At 63.4% G+C, this 16,770-nt stretch carries 11 protein-coding genes; 9 read left to right on the forward strand and 2 right to left on the reverse strand.

Going from position 1 to position 16,770, the window contains the following annotated elements; genetic code table 11:
* Positions 1 to 98: 98 nt before the first annotated feature.
* Together OW493_RS02520 and OW493_RS02525 are read left to right on the forward strand one after the other, a co-directional pair.
* A complete protein-coding gene (locus OW493_RS02520; RefSeq protein WP_077372703.1) occupies positions 99 to 1,400 on the forward strand; it encodes an ABC transporter permease in 1,302 nt (433 codons plus the stop codon).
* A gap of 3 nt (positions 1,401 to 1,403) precedes the next feature.
* Positions 1,404 to 2,255 (forward strand): ABC transporter permease, encoded by an 852-nt coding sequence (locus OW493_RS02525; protein WP_077372706.1) that lies wholly within the window; start codon positions 1,404 to 1,406, stop codon positions 2,253 to 2,255.
* A 147-nt stretch (positions 2,256 to 2,402) separates the two neighbouring features.
* On the opposite strand, the gene OW493_RS02530 is transcribed toward OW493_RS02525, so the two are convergent.
* Positions 2,403 to 4,466: a sigma 54-interacting transcriptional regulator gene (locus OW493_RS02530; protein ID WP_289863140.1), complete on the reverse strand. Its 2,064-nt coding sequence runs from the start codon at positions 4,464 to 4,466 to the stop codon at positions 2,403 to 2,405.
* A gap of 426 nt (positions 4,467 to 4,892) precedes the next feature.
* Between OW493_RS02530 and OW493_RS02535 the strand changes: the two genes are divergently transcribed.
* The 7 genes from OW493_RS02535 (at position 4,893) to OW493_RS02565 (ending at position 13,517) form a co-directional block, all read left to right on the forward strand.
* Complete coding sequence (locus OW493_RS02535) at positions 4,893 to 6,059, forward strand: ABC transporter ATP-binding protein (protein WP_084209007.1); 1,167 nt, start codon at positions 4,893 to 4,895, stop codon at positions 6,057 to 6,059.
* Positions 6,059 to 7,273 (forward strand): ABC transporter ATP-binding protein, encoded by a 1,215-nt coding sequence (locus tag OW493_RS02540; protein WP_289863141.1) that lies wholly within the window; start codon positions 6,059 to 6,061, stop codon positions 7,271 to 7,273. The genes OW493_RS02535 and OW493_RS02540 overlap by 1 nt, the downstream gene beginning before the upstream one ends.
* The gene (locus OW493_RS02545; protein ID WP_077372715.1) at positions 7,273 to 8,142 is read left to right on the forward strand and encodes a sugar ABC transporter permease; all 870 of its coding nucleotides are present in this window, start codon (positions 7,273 to 7,275) and stop codon (positions 8,140 to 8,142) included. Before OW493_RS02540 ends, OW493_RS02545 begins: the two co-directional genes overlap by 1 nt.
* A gap of 11 nt (positions 8,143 to 8,153) precedes the next feature.
* Positions 8,154 to 8,954: a carbohydrate ABC transporter permease gene (locus OW493_RS02550; protein WP_289863142.1), complete on the forward strand. Its 801-nt coding sequence runs from the start codon at positions 8,154 to 8,156 to the stop codon at positions 8,952 to 8,954.
* Between the two features lie 73 nt (positions 8,955 to 9,027).
* Positions 9,028 to 9,300: a DUF2160 domain-containing protein gene (locus tag OW493_RS02555; protein ID WP_043334560.1), complete on the forward strand. Its 273-nt coding sequence runs from the start codon at positions 9,028 to 9,030 to the stop codon at positions 9,298 to 9,300.
* A gap of 210 nt (positions 9,301 to 9,510) precedes the next feature.
* Positions 9,511 to 11,547: a DUF4955 domain-containing protein gene (locus OW493_RS02560; RefSeq protein ID WP_289863143.1), complete on the forward strand. Its 2,037-nt coding sequence runs from the start codon at positions 9,511 to 9,513 to the stop codon at positions 11,545 to 11,547.
* Positions 11,548 to 11,864: 317 nt separating this feature from the next.
* Positions 11,865 to 13,517, forward strand: a complete 1,653-nt coding sequence (locus OW493_RS02565) for an ABC transporter substrate-binding protein (RefSeq protein ID WP_240499748.1) — start codon at positions 11,865 to 11,867, stop codon at positions 13,515 to 13,517.
* A gap of 156 nt (positions 13,518 to 13,673) precedes the next feature.
* Here OW493_RS02565 and gcvP read toward each other — a convergent pair whose 3' ends face one another.
* Positions 13,674 to 16,568 carry an aminomethyl-transferring glycine dehydrogenase gene (gene gcvP / locus OW493_RS02570; protein ID WP_289863144.1) on the reverse strand — a complete coding sequence of 965 codons (2,895 nt, stop codon included), beginning with the start codon at positions 16,566 to 16,568 and terminating at the stop codon, positions 13,674 to 13,676.
* Positions 16,569 to 16,770 lie beyond the last annotated feature (202 nt).

A 16,770-nucleotide genomic window follows, 5' to 3' on the forward strand; every position in this document is an offset into this window, starting at 1 on the left:
TGCCTGATCGCCCGGCAGTTCGTGCTCGTCCCCGCCTTCACGTGCGGGAATCGGCTGACGGCTCAGGCATCCTCGGATAGCCGATCAAGGAGTGCAGGATGAGCGATTCCTCCGCCCCGGCCACGTCCGGAAGCGCAGAACATGACCCCAATGGAGCCCCCGGCGCGGCACTGACCACCGCCGACGGCGTGCCCCTGAAACAGAGTCTCAATCGTGCCATCCGCCGCAGCCGTCTCAAGGCGTTGCTGCTGGTGGCACCGCTGTTGATCTTCATCGGGCTGGCCTTCGTCATGCCCATCTTCGACATGCTGTCGCGCAGTGTCGACAACCCGGAAGTCTCCACCTATCTGCCGCGCACCAGTGAGGCGCTGGTTGACTGGGACGGCGAGGGATTGCCGGATGAGGCTACCTACGCCGCGCTGGCAGATGACCTTGCCGCGGGCCTCAAGGCGCGCAATCTCGGGCGTGTCGCTTCACGTCTCAACTATGAAATGTCGGGCATGCGCTCACTGTTCATGAAGAGTGCACGCAAGGCCGCTCGCATGGAGGCCCCTTACAAGGCGGCATTGATCGAGGCCGATGAGGACTGGCAGGACCCGGACATCTGGCGCTTGATCAAGCGCGAGTCCACGCCTTACACGGCTTCCTACTATCTGGCGGCGGTGGATCGTCAGTTCTCTCCCACTGGCGAGATCGTCGAGAAGCCGGAATATCTGCAGATCCATGTCTCGCTGTTCATCCGCACCTTCTGGATGAGCGCCGCGATCACCGGGCTATGTCTGTTGCTGGCCTATCCGGTGGCCTGGCTGCTGGCGACCCTGCCTGCCGGGCGCGGCAATCTGCTGATGATTCTGGTGTTGCTGCCGTTCTGGACTTCGCTTCTGGTACGCACCACGACATGGATCGCGATCCTGCAGCAGCAGGGGGTGCTCAACGACATGCTGGTGGGCGTCGGGATACTCGCCGAGGAGGCGCGCATCCAGATGATCTACAACAAGACCGGCACCATCATCGCGATGACCCACATCCTGCTGCCCTTCATGATCCTGCCGCTGTACTCGGTGATGAAGACCATTCCGCCCAGCTACATGCACGCGGCGCGCTCGCTGGGTGCCGGGCCGATCACCGCCTTCCGACGCGTCTACTTCCCGCAGACCCTGCCGGGTATCGGAGCAGGCTCGATTCTGGTCTTCATCCTCTCCATCGGCTACTACATCACGCCGGCACTGGTGGGCGGGCAGTCGGGCCGCTTCATCACCAACTTCATCGCCTATCACATGCAGACCTCGCTCAACTGGGGACTGGCAGCGGCCATTGGCTCGATCCTGCTGGTCGTGGTGATCCTCTTCTATCTCGTCTACAACCGCCTGATCGGTGTCGACAAGGTCAAACTGGGGTGACAGATGGCCATACCTTCCTATGCAACACGTGGTGAGCGGATCTGGCATTGGGTGTTCTGCGCACTCTGTGCGCTGATCTTCCTGTTCCTGATCGGGCCGATCCTGGTGATCATTCCGCTCTCGTTCAATGCCGAACCCTACTTCACCTTCTCGGAGAAGATGCTGTCGCTGGACCCGGAGGGTTACTCGCTGCGCTGGTATCAGGAGTTCTTCACGTCGGATGAGTGGATGCGCTCGATCAAGAACAGCATCTTCGTCGCGGTATGTGCGACGGTGCTGGCCACGGTACTGGGCACGCTTGCCGCGCTTGGGCTTTCGAGTCGCTTCATGCCGTTTCGCAATACCATCATGGCGATCCTGATCTCGCCGATGATCGTGCCATTGATCATCAGTGCCGCGGCGATGTTCTTTTTCTTCTCGAAGCTGGGGCTGACGCAGACCTATCTGGGCGTGATTCTGGCGCACACCGCGCTTGGCATTCCCTTCGTGGTGATCACGGTGACGGCGACGCTGTCTGGATTCGATCACTCTCTGACGCGTGCGGCGCACTCGCTGGGGGCCAGCCCGAGTCGCACCTTCTTCCGCATCATCCTGCCGCTGGTGACGCCGGGCGTGGTGTCCGGTGCGCTGTTCGCCTTCATCACCTCGTTCGATGAAGTCGTGGTGGTGCTGTTCATCGCCGGGCCGGCGCAGACCACCATCCCGATCCAGATGTGGTCCGGTATCCGCGAGGAGATCAGTCCGACGATTCTGGCGGTGGCCACGCTGCTGGTGCTGGTCTCGATCCTGCTGTTGACGACACTGGAGCTGATTCGCCGTCGCAATGAGCGCCTGCGCGGCCTGACGCCAAGCTGATCTTTTTCCTCTACCCTCTGCCCTTGAGTGTTGAGCGCTTGATGGCTGTGAGAAATAGGGGTCGCAAGAAACGCCCGTGCCCCCGCAGAGTCTGTCTGCGGGGGCACGGGCGTTTCAGGGCCGGGGCTTGAGGAGAAGCCTGCTGCGTCAGGCCGCGCCGAGTCGCTTGTAGAGCGTGGTGCGACTGATGCCCAGCTCCCGAGCGAGACGCGAGACGTTGCCGCCCAGCGCGTCCAGCGCGCTCTGCAGTTCCTCGGCACTGGAGAGATCATGCAGCGAGGGCAGGCCGGTCGGTTGCGAGGGCTGGTGGGCAATCTCGTTCTCTGATGCGGGACAATCATTCTGTGATGCGAGACAGTCGCCCGCCAGCATCACATGGCACGGCTCCAGGACCGGCCCATCGCACAGTGCCAGTGCCAGACGCAAGACATTGTCCAGCTCACGCACGTTGCCCGGCCAATCATGCTGCATGAGACGGTTCAGGAAATCAGGGGTGATGCGTGGCAGCTCGCGTTGCTGCTCCCGGCACAGGCGGGTCAGCAGGGCATGGCTCAATCCAGCCAGGTCCTGGCGATCGCGCAGTGGCGGCAGGGCGATGCTGGCACCACACAGTCGGTAGTAGAGGTCCGCCCGGAAGTGACCTGCCTTGACCAGCTCGCTGAGAGGCTGATGGGTGGCGGCCACCAGTTCGAAATCGACCCGCTGTGGCTTGCCGCCGCCCAGCGGGGTGACTTCACGCTCCTGCAGCACGCGCAGCAGACGCGCCTGGACATGCAGTGGCATGTCGCCGATCTCATCCAGAAACAGGCGTCCGCCATTGGCCTCGATCAGTCGGCCCTCGCGCCCCGCAGGGTCGGCACCGGTAAAGGCGCCGCGCCGATACCCGAACAGCTCAGCCTCGACCAGCTCATCGGGCAATGCCGCGCAATTGATGGCGACCAGTGGCTGATGGGCGCGATGACTGGCCTGATGCAGCGCCTTGACCACCTCTTCCTTGCCGACACCTGTCTCGCCCTGCAGCAGCAGTGGCAGGCGAGCGTTCACCAGCCGCGCCAGCAGTTCGCAGACTCGGGCCCAGCCGGCATCGCCATGATGCAGGCGCGCAAGGCTCGGATGGCAGGCAGCGGCCTGAGTGGCCAGCGGGGCAGTTCGCTCATCGGTGGGGTGAGTGGCTGGAGCGCGTGCCTGAATGCGTGGCCTGGGCAGGACACCGCACAAGGCGTAGCCCGTGAAATGCGGGTGTTGCGTGAGCGTCAGGCACTCCGCGTCATCAAGCTGGGCCAGCGGTGCCCAGTCCAGCTGCCAGCGAGCCAGGGGCTGGCCCAGCAACAGATGGAGGTCATCGCGCGTGGCGCAGCTGTCGTTGTCCGCCGGGTGTTCCGCGCAATCTGGCGATGGCGAGAGCTCAAGGTGCGCTGCCAGAAGTTGCAGCCCTCTGCGACTGGCGGCCGCGACCTGGCCCTGCGGCGTGACGGCCAGCAGGGCGGCGCTGGGCGAGTCCAGCTGAGAACGGTTGAGATGCAGGCGCAACAGATGATGATCATGCCCGAGCGCCTCGCCCAGACGGCGTTGTTCGATGTCATCCGCCAGTACGCCGAGCATGCCGAGACTGTACTGGCGGACGCGATAGGGATCACAGATCAGTCCCAGGCAGCCCTCGCAGGCACCGGGGGTCAGCCCGCGGCGGCTGCTCCAGCTCGCGGGCGCCAGCAGGGCGGCACTGGCACTGGCCAGCCCCTTGAGGCATTCGGCGTCATGCGCGTCGAGCGCGATGCGTGCCAGGCGATTGGCGCGCGGCGCATTCAGCGTCTCGGCGATGGCGTTATGCCCCAGCGATTCCTCGCGCCAGCGCGCGCCGGGGCGCAGCAGGGTGGCGTCATTGCCCAGCAGCTGTTGATGGCCGTAGCTTGCCAGTACCACACCGTCGCGATCCGTCAGCACCAGACACGCCTGCCAGTGGTCAAGAAGATTGAGGGTATGACCGGCCACCGCTGACGCCACCGTCGCCATCAGGCTGGCGGCCTGACGCTGACGCCAGACGAGCTCTTCCGGCGGACACACCAGTGAGGAATGCTGAAGTGCCACGGGAGCAGCGGCGGGATGGGGCGTGGAGTGAGCTGGGGTGGCGGCGATGTGGTTATCGACGTGGTTATCGACGTGGTTATCGAAGTGGTTATCGACGTGGCTGGCGGAATGATGGCGTGCTGTCATGAGACATCCCTTGTGCGGCGGGCCTTTCAGGCCTCTGTTGTTATTGATGCTGTTATCGGTGCTGTCATCGATGCTGTTTTCGGTCTAGGGGAGTGTTCACGGCAATGTTCACTTGTGCGTGGCGAGTGTTCAGTTCCGAGGACTGCAGTGTTCAGATACTGTTCATCAGAGTAGCGGGAGACGGGGTGGTTGGCGGGCTAGACCATGGTCTGCCCCTGCCTTGGTCGCATCTGGCAAGTGGCTGAATGATCAACGAAAGAGGGCGATCTGGCGGTATCCGAGGGCGTGTGGAGGGCGTCTGTGACGACGGGATTGCGCGCGGCTGGCACAGGGTTCGCTAGATGAGAGTCACCAGGTGGGTATGAACACTCGGCAGTGGTTGGCCGTGTCCCTGCCCCGATGACTTTCACCAGACGAGACAGCGCCATGTCCTTGAGCCTTGAGGCGGTCACCCGCCGGGTTGGCCGCGAGACCCATATCGACAGGGTGGACCTGACCTTCGAGCCCGGCTCCTTCAATGTGCTGCTGGGACGCACCTTGTCCGGCAAGACCTCACTGATGCGCCTGATGGCAGGCCTCGATGTGCCCAGTGATGGGCGAATCGTGATGAACGGCGAGGACGTGACCGGCCGCCCGGTGCGCGAGCGCAACATCTCGATGGTCTATCAACAGTTCATCAACTACCCGAGTCTGAGCGTCTACGACAACATCGCCTCGCCGCTGAAGCTGGCGCGCATGGCGCCGGAGGAAATCCGTCGCCGCGTGCACGAGATCGCCGAGATGCTGCATATCGAGCAGTTCCTCGCGCGTCAGCCGGCGGAGCTCTCCGGCGGTCAGCAGCAGCGTACGGCCATGGCGCGGGCGCTGGTCAAGGATGCTGACCTGGTGCTGTTCGATGAGCCGCTGGTCAATCTTGATTACAAGCTGCGCGAAGAGCTGCGCCACGAGATGCGCAGCCTGTTCGCGACCCGCAACACCATCGCCGTCTACGCCACCACCGAACCCGGTGAGGCGCTGGCGCTCGGTGGCACCACCACCCTGATGCATGAAGGGCGGGTGTTGCAGTCCGGGCCTACCGAGGCCGTCTACCATCATCCGGTGAGTGTCGAGGCGGCGAAGCTCTACTCTGAGCCGCAGATCAATCTGTTCGAGGCCGAGGTGCGTGGGCGTGAACTGGCGTTCTCCGGTGCCGCCAGTGCCGGCGAGCAGGGCAGCCGGTTCGTGCTGCCCACACCGCTGGTGGGGCTCGAGAGCGGGGCCTATCGCTTCGGTATCCGTCCCAGTCATCTGGGGTTGGCGCCGCTGGCCGACGATGATCTCGAGTTCGCCGTCACGGTGGATATCGCCGAGATCTCCGGCTCCGAGACCTTCCTGCATGTCAGCAATGACGATCACTCCCTGGTGCTGCACCTGTCCGGTATCCACGACTTCGCCGTGGATGATGCCATCCGGGTCTATGCCCCCGCGCACAAGTTGTTCGTCTTCGCGGATGACAAGGGCCGCGCTGGCGGTGAAGTGGCAGGCCCGGGCGGCGACGGGGCACTGATCCGCTCGCCCGAGCGACCCACCACGACTGGCGGAGGGCTGGCCTGATGGCGGAAATACACCTCAATGATCTGGCGCACAGCTACCTGGCGGCGCCTGCGGCTGACAGTGACTACGCCATCCGGCGCATGAACCATGTCTGGCAGCAGGGCGGTGCCTATGCGCTGCTCGGCCCGTCGGGCTGTGGCAAGAGTACGCTGCTCAACATCATCTCCGGGCTGCTGGCCCCCTCCGAGGGCGAGGTGCGCTTCGATGATCGCGTGGTCAATCGGCTGCCGCCGGAAGAGCGCAACATCGCTCAGGTGTTCCAGTTCCCGGTGGTCTACGACACCATGACCGTCTTCGACAATCTGGCCTTCCCGCTGCGCAATCAGCGCCAGCCGGAGCACAAGGTGCAGTCTCGGGTACGAGAGATCGCTCAGGTGCTGGAGCTGGAAGACCTGCTGACGCGGCGTGCCAGCAACCTGACGGCCGACGAGAAGCAGAAGGTCTCGATGGGCCGCGGGCTGGTGCGTGATGACGTGGCCGCCATCCTGTTCGATGAACCGCTGACCGTCATCGACCCCCACCTCAAGTGGAAGCTGCGGCGCAAGCTCAAGCAGATCCATGAGCAGTTCAACATCACCATGGTCTACGTCACCCATGATCAGCTGGAGGCCTCGACCTTCGCCGACAAGATTGCGGTGATGTATGAAGGCCGCATCGTGCAGTTCGGTACCCCGCGCGAGCTGTTCGAGGACCCCGCTCACACCTTCGTGGGCTACTTCATCGGCTCGCCGGGCATGAACCTGGCCAGCATCACGCTGGAATCAGAGGGCGTGCGACTCGGGAGGGGAGAGGATGCGCCCATGCTGCACCTTCCACGGGCGCTGCTGGCGACGCTTGAGGAGCGCAAGGGCGAGCTGAAGCTGGGCATTCGCCCCGAATTCGTCGAGCTCGAGGCCAGCGACAGCTCACCCGCTGCGGCGGTTTCCGACACCCGCGAGCATTGGCTCAGTGGTCAGGTCACGCTGGTGCAGGATCTTGGCACCTACAAGGTAGTGGATCTCGACATCGGCGGTGGCTGCATCTTCAAGGCACGTATCGAGGAAGATGCGCCTATCCCTGTCGGGGGTGTGCGGCTGCGGCTACCGGCCCGCTGGCAGCGCTTCTATCTCGATGAGCATCTGCTGGATCTGTCACAGGCCGGCGCGCCCGACAGCGGCGAGGCGGACAGCTTTGCCAGAGGGGAAAGTGGAGAGCAGCCGGGAGGAAACGCCTGATGCAACGCACACACAACAATCGCGCCTGGTGGCTGGTGCTGCCGGTGGTCATCGTGGTGGCGTTCTCGGCCATCATCCCGATGATGACGGTGGTCAACTACTCGGTGCAGGACATCTTCGATCCCTCCACACGCTTCTTCGTGGGAACCGAATGGTATCGCGAGATCCTGCGCGACGAGCGCCTGCACGACTCGCTGGTTCGCCAGTTCGTCTATTCCTTCGCGGTTCTCGCCATCGAGATTCCGCTGGGGATCGCCGTGGCGCTCTCGATGCCGCGCAAGGGCTTCATGGTCTCGCTGTGCATGATCCTGCTGGCCCTGCCGCTGCTGATTCCCTGGAACGTGGTCGGTACCATCTGGCAGATCATCGGGCGTGAGGACATCGGACTCTATGGCTGGGCGCTGGGACAACTGGGCATCGACTACAACTACGCCTCCAATCCGGCCGACGCCTGGGTGACGGTGCTGGTGATGGATGTCTGGCACTGGACGTCGCTGGTGGCATTGCTGTGCTACTCGGGGCTGCGGGCCATTCCCGATGTCTACTATCAGGCCGCGCGCATCGACCGTGCCTCACCCTGGGCCGTGTTCCGCTACATCCAGCTGCCCAAGCTCAAGAGCGTGCTGCTGATCGGCATCATGCTGCGCTTCATGGACAGCTTCATGATCTACACCGAGCCCTTCGTGCTCACCGGTGGCGGGCCGGGTACCACCACGACCTTCCTGTCCCAGACCTTGACCCAGATGGCGATCGGCCAGTTCGATCTCGGACGCGCCGCTGCCTTCTCGCTGATCTACTTCCTCATCATCCTGCTGGTCTCGTGGCTGTTCTATACCGCCATGACCCACCAGGACAGTGACGACGCCTGAGGAGACGAGTGATGAAAACACGCAAGCGTCTGGTAATGACGATCTACCTGCTGTTTCTGCTGGTGCCGATCTACTGGCTGTTGATCATGTCATTCAAGTCGAATCAGGAGATTCTCGGCGGCCTGACCCTGTGGCCACAGAACTTCACCTTCGACAACTACCGGGTGATCTTCACTGACCCCAGCTGGTACATGGGCTATGTGAACTCGATGAGCTATGTGGTGCTCAACATGGCCATCTCGCTGACGGTGGCACTGCCGGCGGCCTATGCCTTTTCGCGCTATCGCTTCCTGGGTGACAGGCATCTGTTCTTCTGGCTCTTGACCAATCGCATGGCACCGCCGGCGGTCTTCCTGCTGCCGTTCTTCCAGCTCTACTCCTCGGTGGGACTGTTCGATACTCCGCTGGCGGTGGCACTCGCGCACTGTCTATTCAACGTGCCGCTGGCGGTCTGGATTCTGGAAGGCTTCATGTCCGGTGTGCCCAAGGAGATCGATGAGACGGCCTATATCGATGGCTACAGTTTTCCGCGCTTCTTCCTGACGCTGTTCATTCCGATGATTCGACCGGGCATCGGGGTGACCGCCTTCTTCTGCTTCATGTTCTCGTGGGTGGAGCTGTTGCTGGCGCGAACCCTGACCTCGACGGAGGCGAAGCCGATCGCGGCGGTGATGACGCGAACGGTCTCGGCCTCGGGCATCGACTGGGGCGTGCTGGCCGCCGCCGGCGCCCTGACGCTGATTCCCGGCATTCTGGTGATCTACTTCGTGCGCAATCACGTCGCCAAGGGCTTCGCCCTGGGTCGGGTGTGAGCGGCGGCCAGACGAGCGCCGCTGTCATTGCCGCCAGCGAGTCGCTGCTGACGGCCTACAAGAGGACATGATGATGGAATGGATGGCCTGGACACTGCCCACGTCACTCTTCTTTGCCGGTATCGGCACCCTGCTGCTGGGCATGACCGCCTGGCAGTTCGTGACCCCGACGCTGAGTCGCCAGGGCTTTCTGCCCATCGCGACCACGCGTGGCGACAGACTGTTCATCGGCCTGCTCTCCAGCGGCTGGCTGCATCTGCTGTGGCTGGGCTTCACTGATCAGGTGCTGTGGATGATCAGCATCGTCTGTGTCGTCTGGATGCTGGTGTTGATGAAGTGGGGATGAGGTGAGGGTGAAGTGAGGGGGATGTGGGGATGAGAAGAAACGAGAAGTGAAGAAACGAGAGGTGAAGTGAGATGTGGGAATGGGGTGTGAGCGTTGACGACGGGCAGCGTCGCCTTGTGGCAACAGGGAACCCGAGGTGCTGACAGGAGTCCCAAGCGGTTCTGACTGGCCAAGCCAGTGTCATCTGTCATCGCTCTGGAACCCTGCTGCATGTCGTCTACCGAATCCTCGCGTCATTCGTCTACCACTGACTCTGTTTCTTCCGGCAGGAAAAGCCGTCGTGTCATTCGTGCCGGGCTGACAGGACTGGGCCTCGTCTGTGTCGTTGCCATCGGCTGGTGGGTCACGACCCCCGTGTCGGTGGAGGATCAGCAGGGCGGGGCTGGCGAGGGCCATTCTTCAGAGGGCCATTCTGCAAGTGGCGGGCAGCAGGACAAAGGGCAACCCCCCTTGTGGCAGGCGTATCAGCGGGTGTGGCAGGCCAATCAGGCGCTGCCGGCAGACAAGCGCGAGCCGCTGCCCTTGCCGGACTTCTCGCAAGCTGGCTATCACCAGGGAGAGGCTCTCCCGGCGGCGTTGGCGACGGGAGCCAATGCACAAGAGGCGCGGAAGCGGGAATCAGAGTCTCGCAGCGTCAGGCGCTTCGATGTCACGGATTATGGCGCTGATGGCACGGACGACGTGAGTGACCGAGAGGCGGTACTGCGCGCCCATGCCGCGATGCGTCGTTGGCAGCAGCAGGGGGAGCATGATGCGGACAGCCCTCAGCGCCATGGGGTGCTTTATTTCCCCGCCGGTGACTATGTGTTGTTCGGCCCCGCGGAGCGCGACTGGTTCTATGCACGGATGATCGCGCTCAAGGCGGCAGTCCCGGATGAGGCGCGCCAGCAGACGCTGCGCGAGGCATTGCTCAAGATGCAGGGGCTGAGCCTGGCCGGCAGTCATTGGACACTGGCGGGAGACGGAAGCGACAGGACCCGTCTCAAGCAGACCCGACCGATGCTGCCGTTGCACGCCAGCTGGTACTGGAGCACGCCCTGGTTGCTGCATCTTGGCAATCTGGAGGAAGGCAGGACGCTGGCCGAGGGCGGGAGTCAGGAAGCCTGGCAGCCGATCGCCGCGACGGCTCGCGTGCAGCCCGCCGATACGCAGGACACGGTGACACTGGCGGGCGTGGCACAGGCGGGCGTGGCACAGGCGTCATCGCTCAAGGCGGGGGATGAGGTATTGCTGGAGAGCATCGACAAGCGTCCGCAAGCGGTAGCGCGTGCTCTGGCACCCTATCAGATGGAAAAGGAGGCCAGGACCGGCAAGTCGCGCTGGCTGATCGAGCGGGATGGGGTCATCAAGCGCGCTCGCTACCGTGTGCTGGCACGAGAAGGCAATCGGCTGACGCTGACGTTGCCCGTGGTGCACGAGCGCTTCCCCGGTGAGCAGTGGCGTATCGCGCGCATCCATCCGGCGCATGAGGTCGGGGTCGAAGGCATCACGCTCAAGGGCAACTGGCGAGGGCGCTTCAAGCATCATCGCAGCGCCGAGGACGACAGCGGCTTCGGCCTGCTGGATCTCGATGGCATCACCGATGGCTGGGTGCGTGATGTCCGGCTCGACAGTTTCAATCAGGGAGTGAAGGTGCGCCACAGCTTCCAGCTGACGCTCGAGGACGTGAGGATGACCGGCAATCCGGGGCATATCGCGATGACGATCAGTGACAGCAATCAGGTGCTGGCAAGGCAGGTGGTCGACCAAAGTCATGCCTGGCATGCGCCCGGCGTGGCCCGCTACGCGACCCATAACGTCTACCTTGAACTGGAGCATGGCGGTGACAGTGGGATCGAACTGCATGGTCAGCAGCCGCGGGACAATCTCTTCGACCGCAAGCGAGGCGGCCATGTACGTGACCGCTGGGGCGCCAGTGTCGGCCATCAGCCCAATCATCTTCGCGGGCTGGTGCTGTGGAATCCGATCAATACCGGCAAGCCGCACGATGCCTGGCCCTTCATGCGCGCCGACTCACACTTCGGCAAGGTGATCATGCCGACGGTAGTGGGCGCCACCGGCCGCGCGCTGGGCATCGCCAGTCGTCATGATTACGAGAGGGTGATGAACGCCAAGGGCGTGACGGACTACCCGCAGCTTGAGGCGCTGGACAAGCTGCAGGCGCGAGTGGAATCCCCCGGCGAGGCTGTCAAGCCGGCTTCGCTCTACCGGGCACAACGCGAGCTGCTTCGCGAGACGCACCCGTGACCTGGAAAGCTTGAATCCGTCGGGCATCTGGCAGACGGACTGACAGTCAGATGCCCGGCCAGCCGAGCAGCAACGCAGCAAAGGCAAGACAGCGTACCCGGAACGACAGGAGGACAAGCAGTACCGGCAGGAGACGCGCGCGGCATCTCGCGCCGCGTGATACGTGATTGACGGAAGTGGTTGTTGGACGACGCGACACAACAATAACGCCAATGAAGGGACATCCCATGAGTCAGCACATCATTCGACCCGCACGCCTGCGTTACGCCATCGCCTTCGCCACGGCGGCGGGGCTCGCGGGTCTTTCCAGTCAGGCCATGGCCGATCAGTATCAGGATGCGGCAAGGAAGTGGATCGACCAGGAATTCTCACCCTCCACGCTGAGCAAGGACGAGCAGATGTCCGAGCTCGAGTGGTTCATCAAGGCCGCCGAGCCGCTGCGCGGCATGGAAATCAAGGTGGCCTCGGAAACCCTGACCACCCATGAATACGAGTCCAAGGTGCTGGCCAAGGCCTTCAGCGAGATCACCGGCATCAAGCTGACCCACGACTTGATCCAGGAAGGCGATGTCATCGAGAAACTGCAGACCCAGATGCAGTCCGGGCGCAACATCTACGATGGCTACGTCAATGACTCCGACCTGATCGGCACGCACTTCCGCTATGGCAAGGTCGTGCCGATCAGCGACATGATGGAAGGCGACGGCAAGGCCTTCACCTCGCCGACTCTGGATCTGGATGACTTCATCGGACTGGATTTCACCACCGGCCCGGATGACAAGCTCTATCAGCTGCCGGACCAGCAGTTCGCCAACCTGTACTGGTTCCGCGCCGACTGGTTCGAGCGTGAAGACTTGAAGAAGCAGTTCAAGGACAAGTACGGCTACGAGCTGGGCGTACCGGTCAACTGGTCAGCCTATGAAGACATCGCCGACTTCTTCACCAATGACGTCAAGGAAATCGACGGCAAGCGGGTCTATGGCCACATGGATTACGGCAAGAAGGACCCGTCACTTGGCTGGCGCTTCACCGATGCCTGGTTCTCCATGGCGGGCGCCGGCGACAAGGGCCTGCCCAACGGCCTGCCGGTGGATGAGTGGGGCATTCGTGTCGAGGAATGTCAGCCGGTGGGCTCCTCGGTGACGCGTGGCGGCGCGGCCAATGGCCCGGCGGCCGTCTATGCCACCACCAAGTATGTCGACTGGCTGGGCAAGTACGCACCGCCGGAAGCTCAGGGCATGACCTTCTCCGAGTCCGGCCCGGTGCCGTCCCAGGGCAACATCGCCCAGCAGATCTTCTGGTACACCGCCTTCACGGCTGACATGACAAGAGATGGCCTGCCGGTAGTCAACGACGACGGCACGCCCAAGTGGCGCATGGCGCCGTCACCGCATGGCCCGTACTGGGAAGAGGGCATGAAGCTTGGCTATCAGGACGTGGGTGCCTGGACCTTCTTCGACTCCACGCCGGAGAAGAATCGTCACGCCGCCTGGCTGTATGCGCAGTTCGTGACCGCCAAGACCGTCTCGCTCAAGAAGACCCTGGAAGGTCTGACGCCGATCCGCGAGTCGGATATCCAGTCCCAGGCGATGACCGATGCCGCGCCGAAGCTGGGCGGTCTGGTCGAGTTCTATCGCAGCCCGGCACGGGTGCAGTGGTCGCCGACCGGCACCAACGTGCCGGATTATCCGAAACTGGCCCAGCTGTGGTGGCAGTACATCTCCCAGGCCGCCAGTGGTGAAGCCACGCCGCAGGAAGCGCTTGATGGCCTGGCCAAGGCGCAGGACCGCATTCTCGAGCGTCTCGAGCGCGCCAAGGTGATGGACAACTGTGGGCCGAAGCTCAACGAGGAACGTGATGCGGAGTACTGGTTCGCCCAGCCGGGTGCGCCGAAGGCCAAGCTGGACAACGAGAAGCCCAAGGGCGAGACCATCGCCTACGACGAGCTGCTCAAGAGCTGGAAGGAGTGATCTCGGCTGGCGCGTCATTGCGCCACTGAGCAAGCGCTTGACGGACAGCTGCAACGACAACGCCCCTGCCGGTTACCCGGCAGGGGCGTTTTTTTGCCAGAGCGATCAGCGACAGCGTTTCAACACTGCCTCATTGCTGGCTCTCAATCGAGACTCTCAATCACGGTAGAGGTCGATGCTCGGGCAGGAGCAGATCAACTGGCGATCGCCATGCACGTTGTCGACCCGGTTGACGGCCGGCCACTGCTTGGCCGCCTTGACGTGTTCGCTGGGGAAGGCACCGATCTCGCGGGAATACCCACGATTCCATTCGGCGTCCATCAGGTCGGCCTGGGTGTGCGGCGCGTGCACCAGCGGGTTGTCTTGCAGGGTCCACTCGCCTTGCTCGACACGGGCGATCTCGGCGCGAATCGCGATCATCGCCTCACAGAAACGGTCGATCTCGTAGAGCGACTCGGACTCGGTGGGCTCGACCATCAGCGTGCCCGCCACCGGGAACGACATGGTCGGGGCGTGGAAGCCGTAGTCGATCAGGCGCTTGGCGATGTCTTCCTCGCTGATGCCGGAAGCGGCCTTCAGCGGGCGGATATCGATGATGCACTCATGCGCCACGGTGCCGTTCTTGCCGCGATAGAGCACCGGATAGTGCCCATCGAGACGCGTGGCGATGTAGTTGGCGTTGAGGATCGCAAGCTCGGTGGCCTCACGCAGCCCCTGCGCGCCCATCATCTTGATGTAGGCCCAGGAGATCGGCAGGATCGCCGCGGAACCAAAGGCGGCGGCGGAGACGGCGGTACATTCCGGCTTCACGCCTTCCAGCGGGGTGACCACGTGGTTGGAGACGAAGGGTGCCAGGTGTGACTTGACGCCGATGGGGCCCATGCCCGGTCCGCCGCCACCGTGGGGAATGCAGAAGGTCTTGTGCAGGTTGAGGTGAGAAACGTCGCCGCCGAAGTCACCCGGACGGCAGATACCGACCTGGGCGTTCATGTTGGCACCATCGATGTAGACCTGACCGCCGTGATCGTGAACGACCTGACAGGCCTCGCGCACGGTTTCCTCGAACACCCCATGGGTGGACGGGTAGGTGATCATGATCGCGGACAGCTTGTCGCTGTGTTGCTCAGCCTTGGCGCGCAGGTCATTGATGTCGATGTTGCCGCTGGCATCACACTCGACCACCACCACCTTCATGGCGGCCATCGCGGCGGAGGCCGGATTGGTGCCGTGGGCGGAGCTGGGGATCAGGCAGATGTCGCGCGCACCTTCACCGATGGAGGCCTGGTAGCGACGGATCGCGACCAGTCCCGCATATTCCCCCTGGGCGCCGGAGTTCGGCTGCATGGAGATGGCGTCGTAGCCGGTGATCTCGACCAGGAAGGCCGACAGCTCATCGATCATCTGCTTGTAGCCGACGACCTGATCCGAGGGCGCAAACGGGTGGACGTTGGCGAATTCGGGCCAGGTGACCGGAATCATCTCGGTGGTGGCGTTGAGTTTCATGGTGCAGCTGCCCAGCGGAATCATCGCGTGGGTCAGCGACAGGTCCTTGTTCTCCAGGCGTTTCAGGTAGCGCAGCATCTCGGTTTCCGAGTGGTAGCGGCTGAAGGTCGGGTGGGTCAGGAAGTCGCTGTCACGCAGACAGGCCGCCGGGATCGCGCTTACGCCCTTGGCCAGCAGGTCCTGGTCCAGCGCGGCGACGGACAGGCCGTGCTCCTCGCCGAGCAGCACGTCGAACAGCACGCCGACGTCAGCGGCGGTGGTGGTCTCGTCGAGATTGATGGTGATGCGGCCGTCGCCGTGGTGGCGCAGGTTGATCTCGTGGGTCAGCTCGCGACCATGGATCTTGCCGGCATCCACGCCGGTGACGGTGATGGCATCGAACCAGCTGTCGTGGGCCAGTGTCATGCCGCAGCGCGTGACGCCCTCGGCGAGAATGCTGGTCAGGCGATGCACCCGGGTGGCGATGCGCTTGAGGCCTTCGGCGCCGTGATAGACGGCGTAGAAGCCGGCGATGTTGGCCAGCAGCGCCTGGGCGGTGCAGATGTTGGAGGTCGCCTTCTCGCGGCGGATGTGCTGCTCGCGGGTCTGCATCGCCATGCGCAGCGCCGGGTTGCCGCGCGAGTCCTTGGAGACCCCGATGATGCGGCCCGGAATCGAGCGCTTGAGCTTGTCGGTGGTGGCGAAGAAGGCGGCGTGCGGGCCGCCGAAGCCCATCGGCACGCCGAAGCGCTGGGAGGTGCCGACGACGATATCGGCGCCGAGGCTGCCCGGCGACTTGAGCAGCACCAGGCTCAGCAGGTCGGCGGCCACCACGGTCATCGCGCCATTGGCGCGTGCCGCGTCCAGCAGCGGTGCGAGATCGCGTACCTGACCGGTATTGCCCGGATACTGGAACAGGGCGCCGAAGATGTCGTGCTCACCGACCTTCTCGGCAGCATCGATGACCAGCTCGAAGCCGAAGTAATCGGCACGCGTGCGCATGACGTCCAGCGTCTGGGGCAGGACATCGTCGGCGATGAAGAAGCGATTGCTCTTGTTCTTCTTGTTGCCACGCTGACACAGCGCCATGGCTTCGGCCGCGGCGGTGGCCTCATCCAGCAGGCTGGCATTGGCCAGTTCCATGCCGGTCAGGTCCATCACCGCCTGCTGGAAGTTGAGCAGCCCTTCGAGACGGCCCTGAGCGATTTCCGGCTGGTACGGCGTATACGCGGTATACCAGCCCGGATTCTCGAGCACGTTGCGCTGGATGACCGCCGGCAGGTGGGTGTTGTGATATCCCTGGCCGATATAGGTCTTGAATACCTTGTTCTGACGCGCCAGGCGCTTGAGATAGTCCAGTGCCTCGGATTCCGTGCGCGGCCCTTCGAGGTCCAGCTCGCGTCCCAGACGAATGGCCGCCGGCACGGTGCGGTCAATCAGCGTCTCGATGCTGTCTTCACCCAGTGTCGCCAGCATGCGCGTGACATTGGCGGCAGTCGGGCCATTGTGACGGGAAATGAAATCATCGTGCCCGGCCAGCTGGGCCAGGGTAAGCGTCTCGTGAGCCATGCAAGGAATCCTGTGCTGCTACGGGAACTGCAAGTGACAGTCCGCGGGAGGAACATCGCCTTGCCGGCGCAGGAGGGCGGGCAGGGCGTCGGGAATCGTGAAGCCTCGGCTGGGGGCGCCGAGCCAGCGTACTACCGGGTGAGACGGGCAAGCGGCCTCCAGCCATGTGACAGCGCTGTCTCGGACAGCGGCTGGAGGCCAA

It is taken from the genome of Cobetia sp. 14N.309.X.WAT.E.A4 (assembly GCF_030397495.1).
Classification (GTDB): domain Bacteria; phylum Pseudomonadota; class Gammaproteobacteria; order Pseudomonadales; family Halomonadaceae; genus Cobetia; species Cobetia marina.

What these genes read in the sequence shown, in the direction of transcription:
- OW493_RS02555 (WP_043334560.1), top strand. Translation starts at nt 9,028, where the DNA reads ATGGAATGGATGGCCTGGACACTGCCCACGTCACTCTTCTTTGCCGGT.
- OW493_RS02540 (WP_289863141.1), top strand. Translation starts at nt 6,059, where the DNA reads ATGGCGGAAATACACCTCAATGATCTGGCGCACAGCTACCTGGCGGCG.
- OW493_RS02550 (WP_289863142.1), top strand. Translation starts at nt 8,154, where the DNA reads ATGAAAACACGCAAGCGTCTGGTAATGACGATCTACCTGCTGTTTCTG.
- OW493_RS02520 (WP_077372703.1), top strand. Translation starts at nt 99, where the DNA reads ATGAGCGATTCCTCCGCCCCGGCCACGTCCGGAAGCGCAGAACATGAC.
- OW493_RS02545 (WP_077372715.1), top strand. Translation starts at nt 7,273, where the DNA reads ATGCAACGCACACACAACAATCGCGCCTGGTGGCTGGTGCTGCCGGTG.
- OW493_RS02525 (WP_077372706.1), top strand. Translation starts at nt 1,404, where the DNA reads ATGGCCATACCTTCCTATGCAACACGTGGTGAGCGGATCTGGCATTGG.
- OW493_RS02530 (WP_289863140.1), bottom strand. Translation starts at nt 4,466, where the DNA reads ATGACAGCACGCCATCATTCCGCCAGCCACGTCGATAACCACTTCGAT.
- gcvP (WP_289863144.1), bottom strand. Translation starts at nt 16,568, where the DNA reads ATGGCTCACGAGACGCTTACCCTGGCCCAGCTGGCCGGGCACGATGAT.
- OW493_RS02535 (WP_084209007.1), top strand. Translation starts at nt 4,893, where the DNA reads ATGTCCTTGAGCCTTGAGGCGGTCACCCGCCGGGTTGGCCGCGAGACC.
- OW493_RS02560 (WP_289863143.1), top strand. Translation starts at nt 9,511, where the DNA reads ATGTCGTCTACCGAATCCTCGCGTCATTCGTCTACCACTGACTCTGTT.
- OW493_RS02565 (WP_240499748.1), top strand. Translation starts at nt 11,865, where the DNA reads ATGGCCGATCAGTATCAGGATGCGGCAAGGAAGTGGATCGACCAGGAA.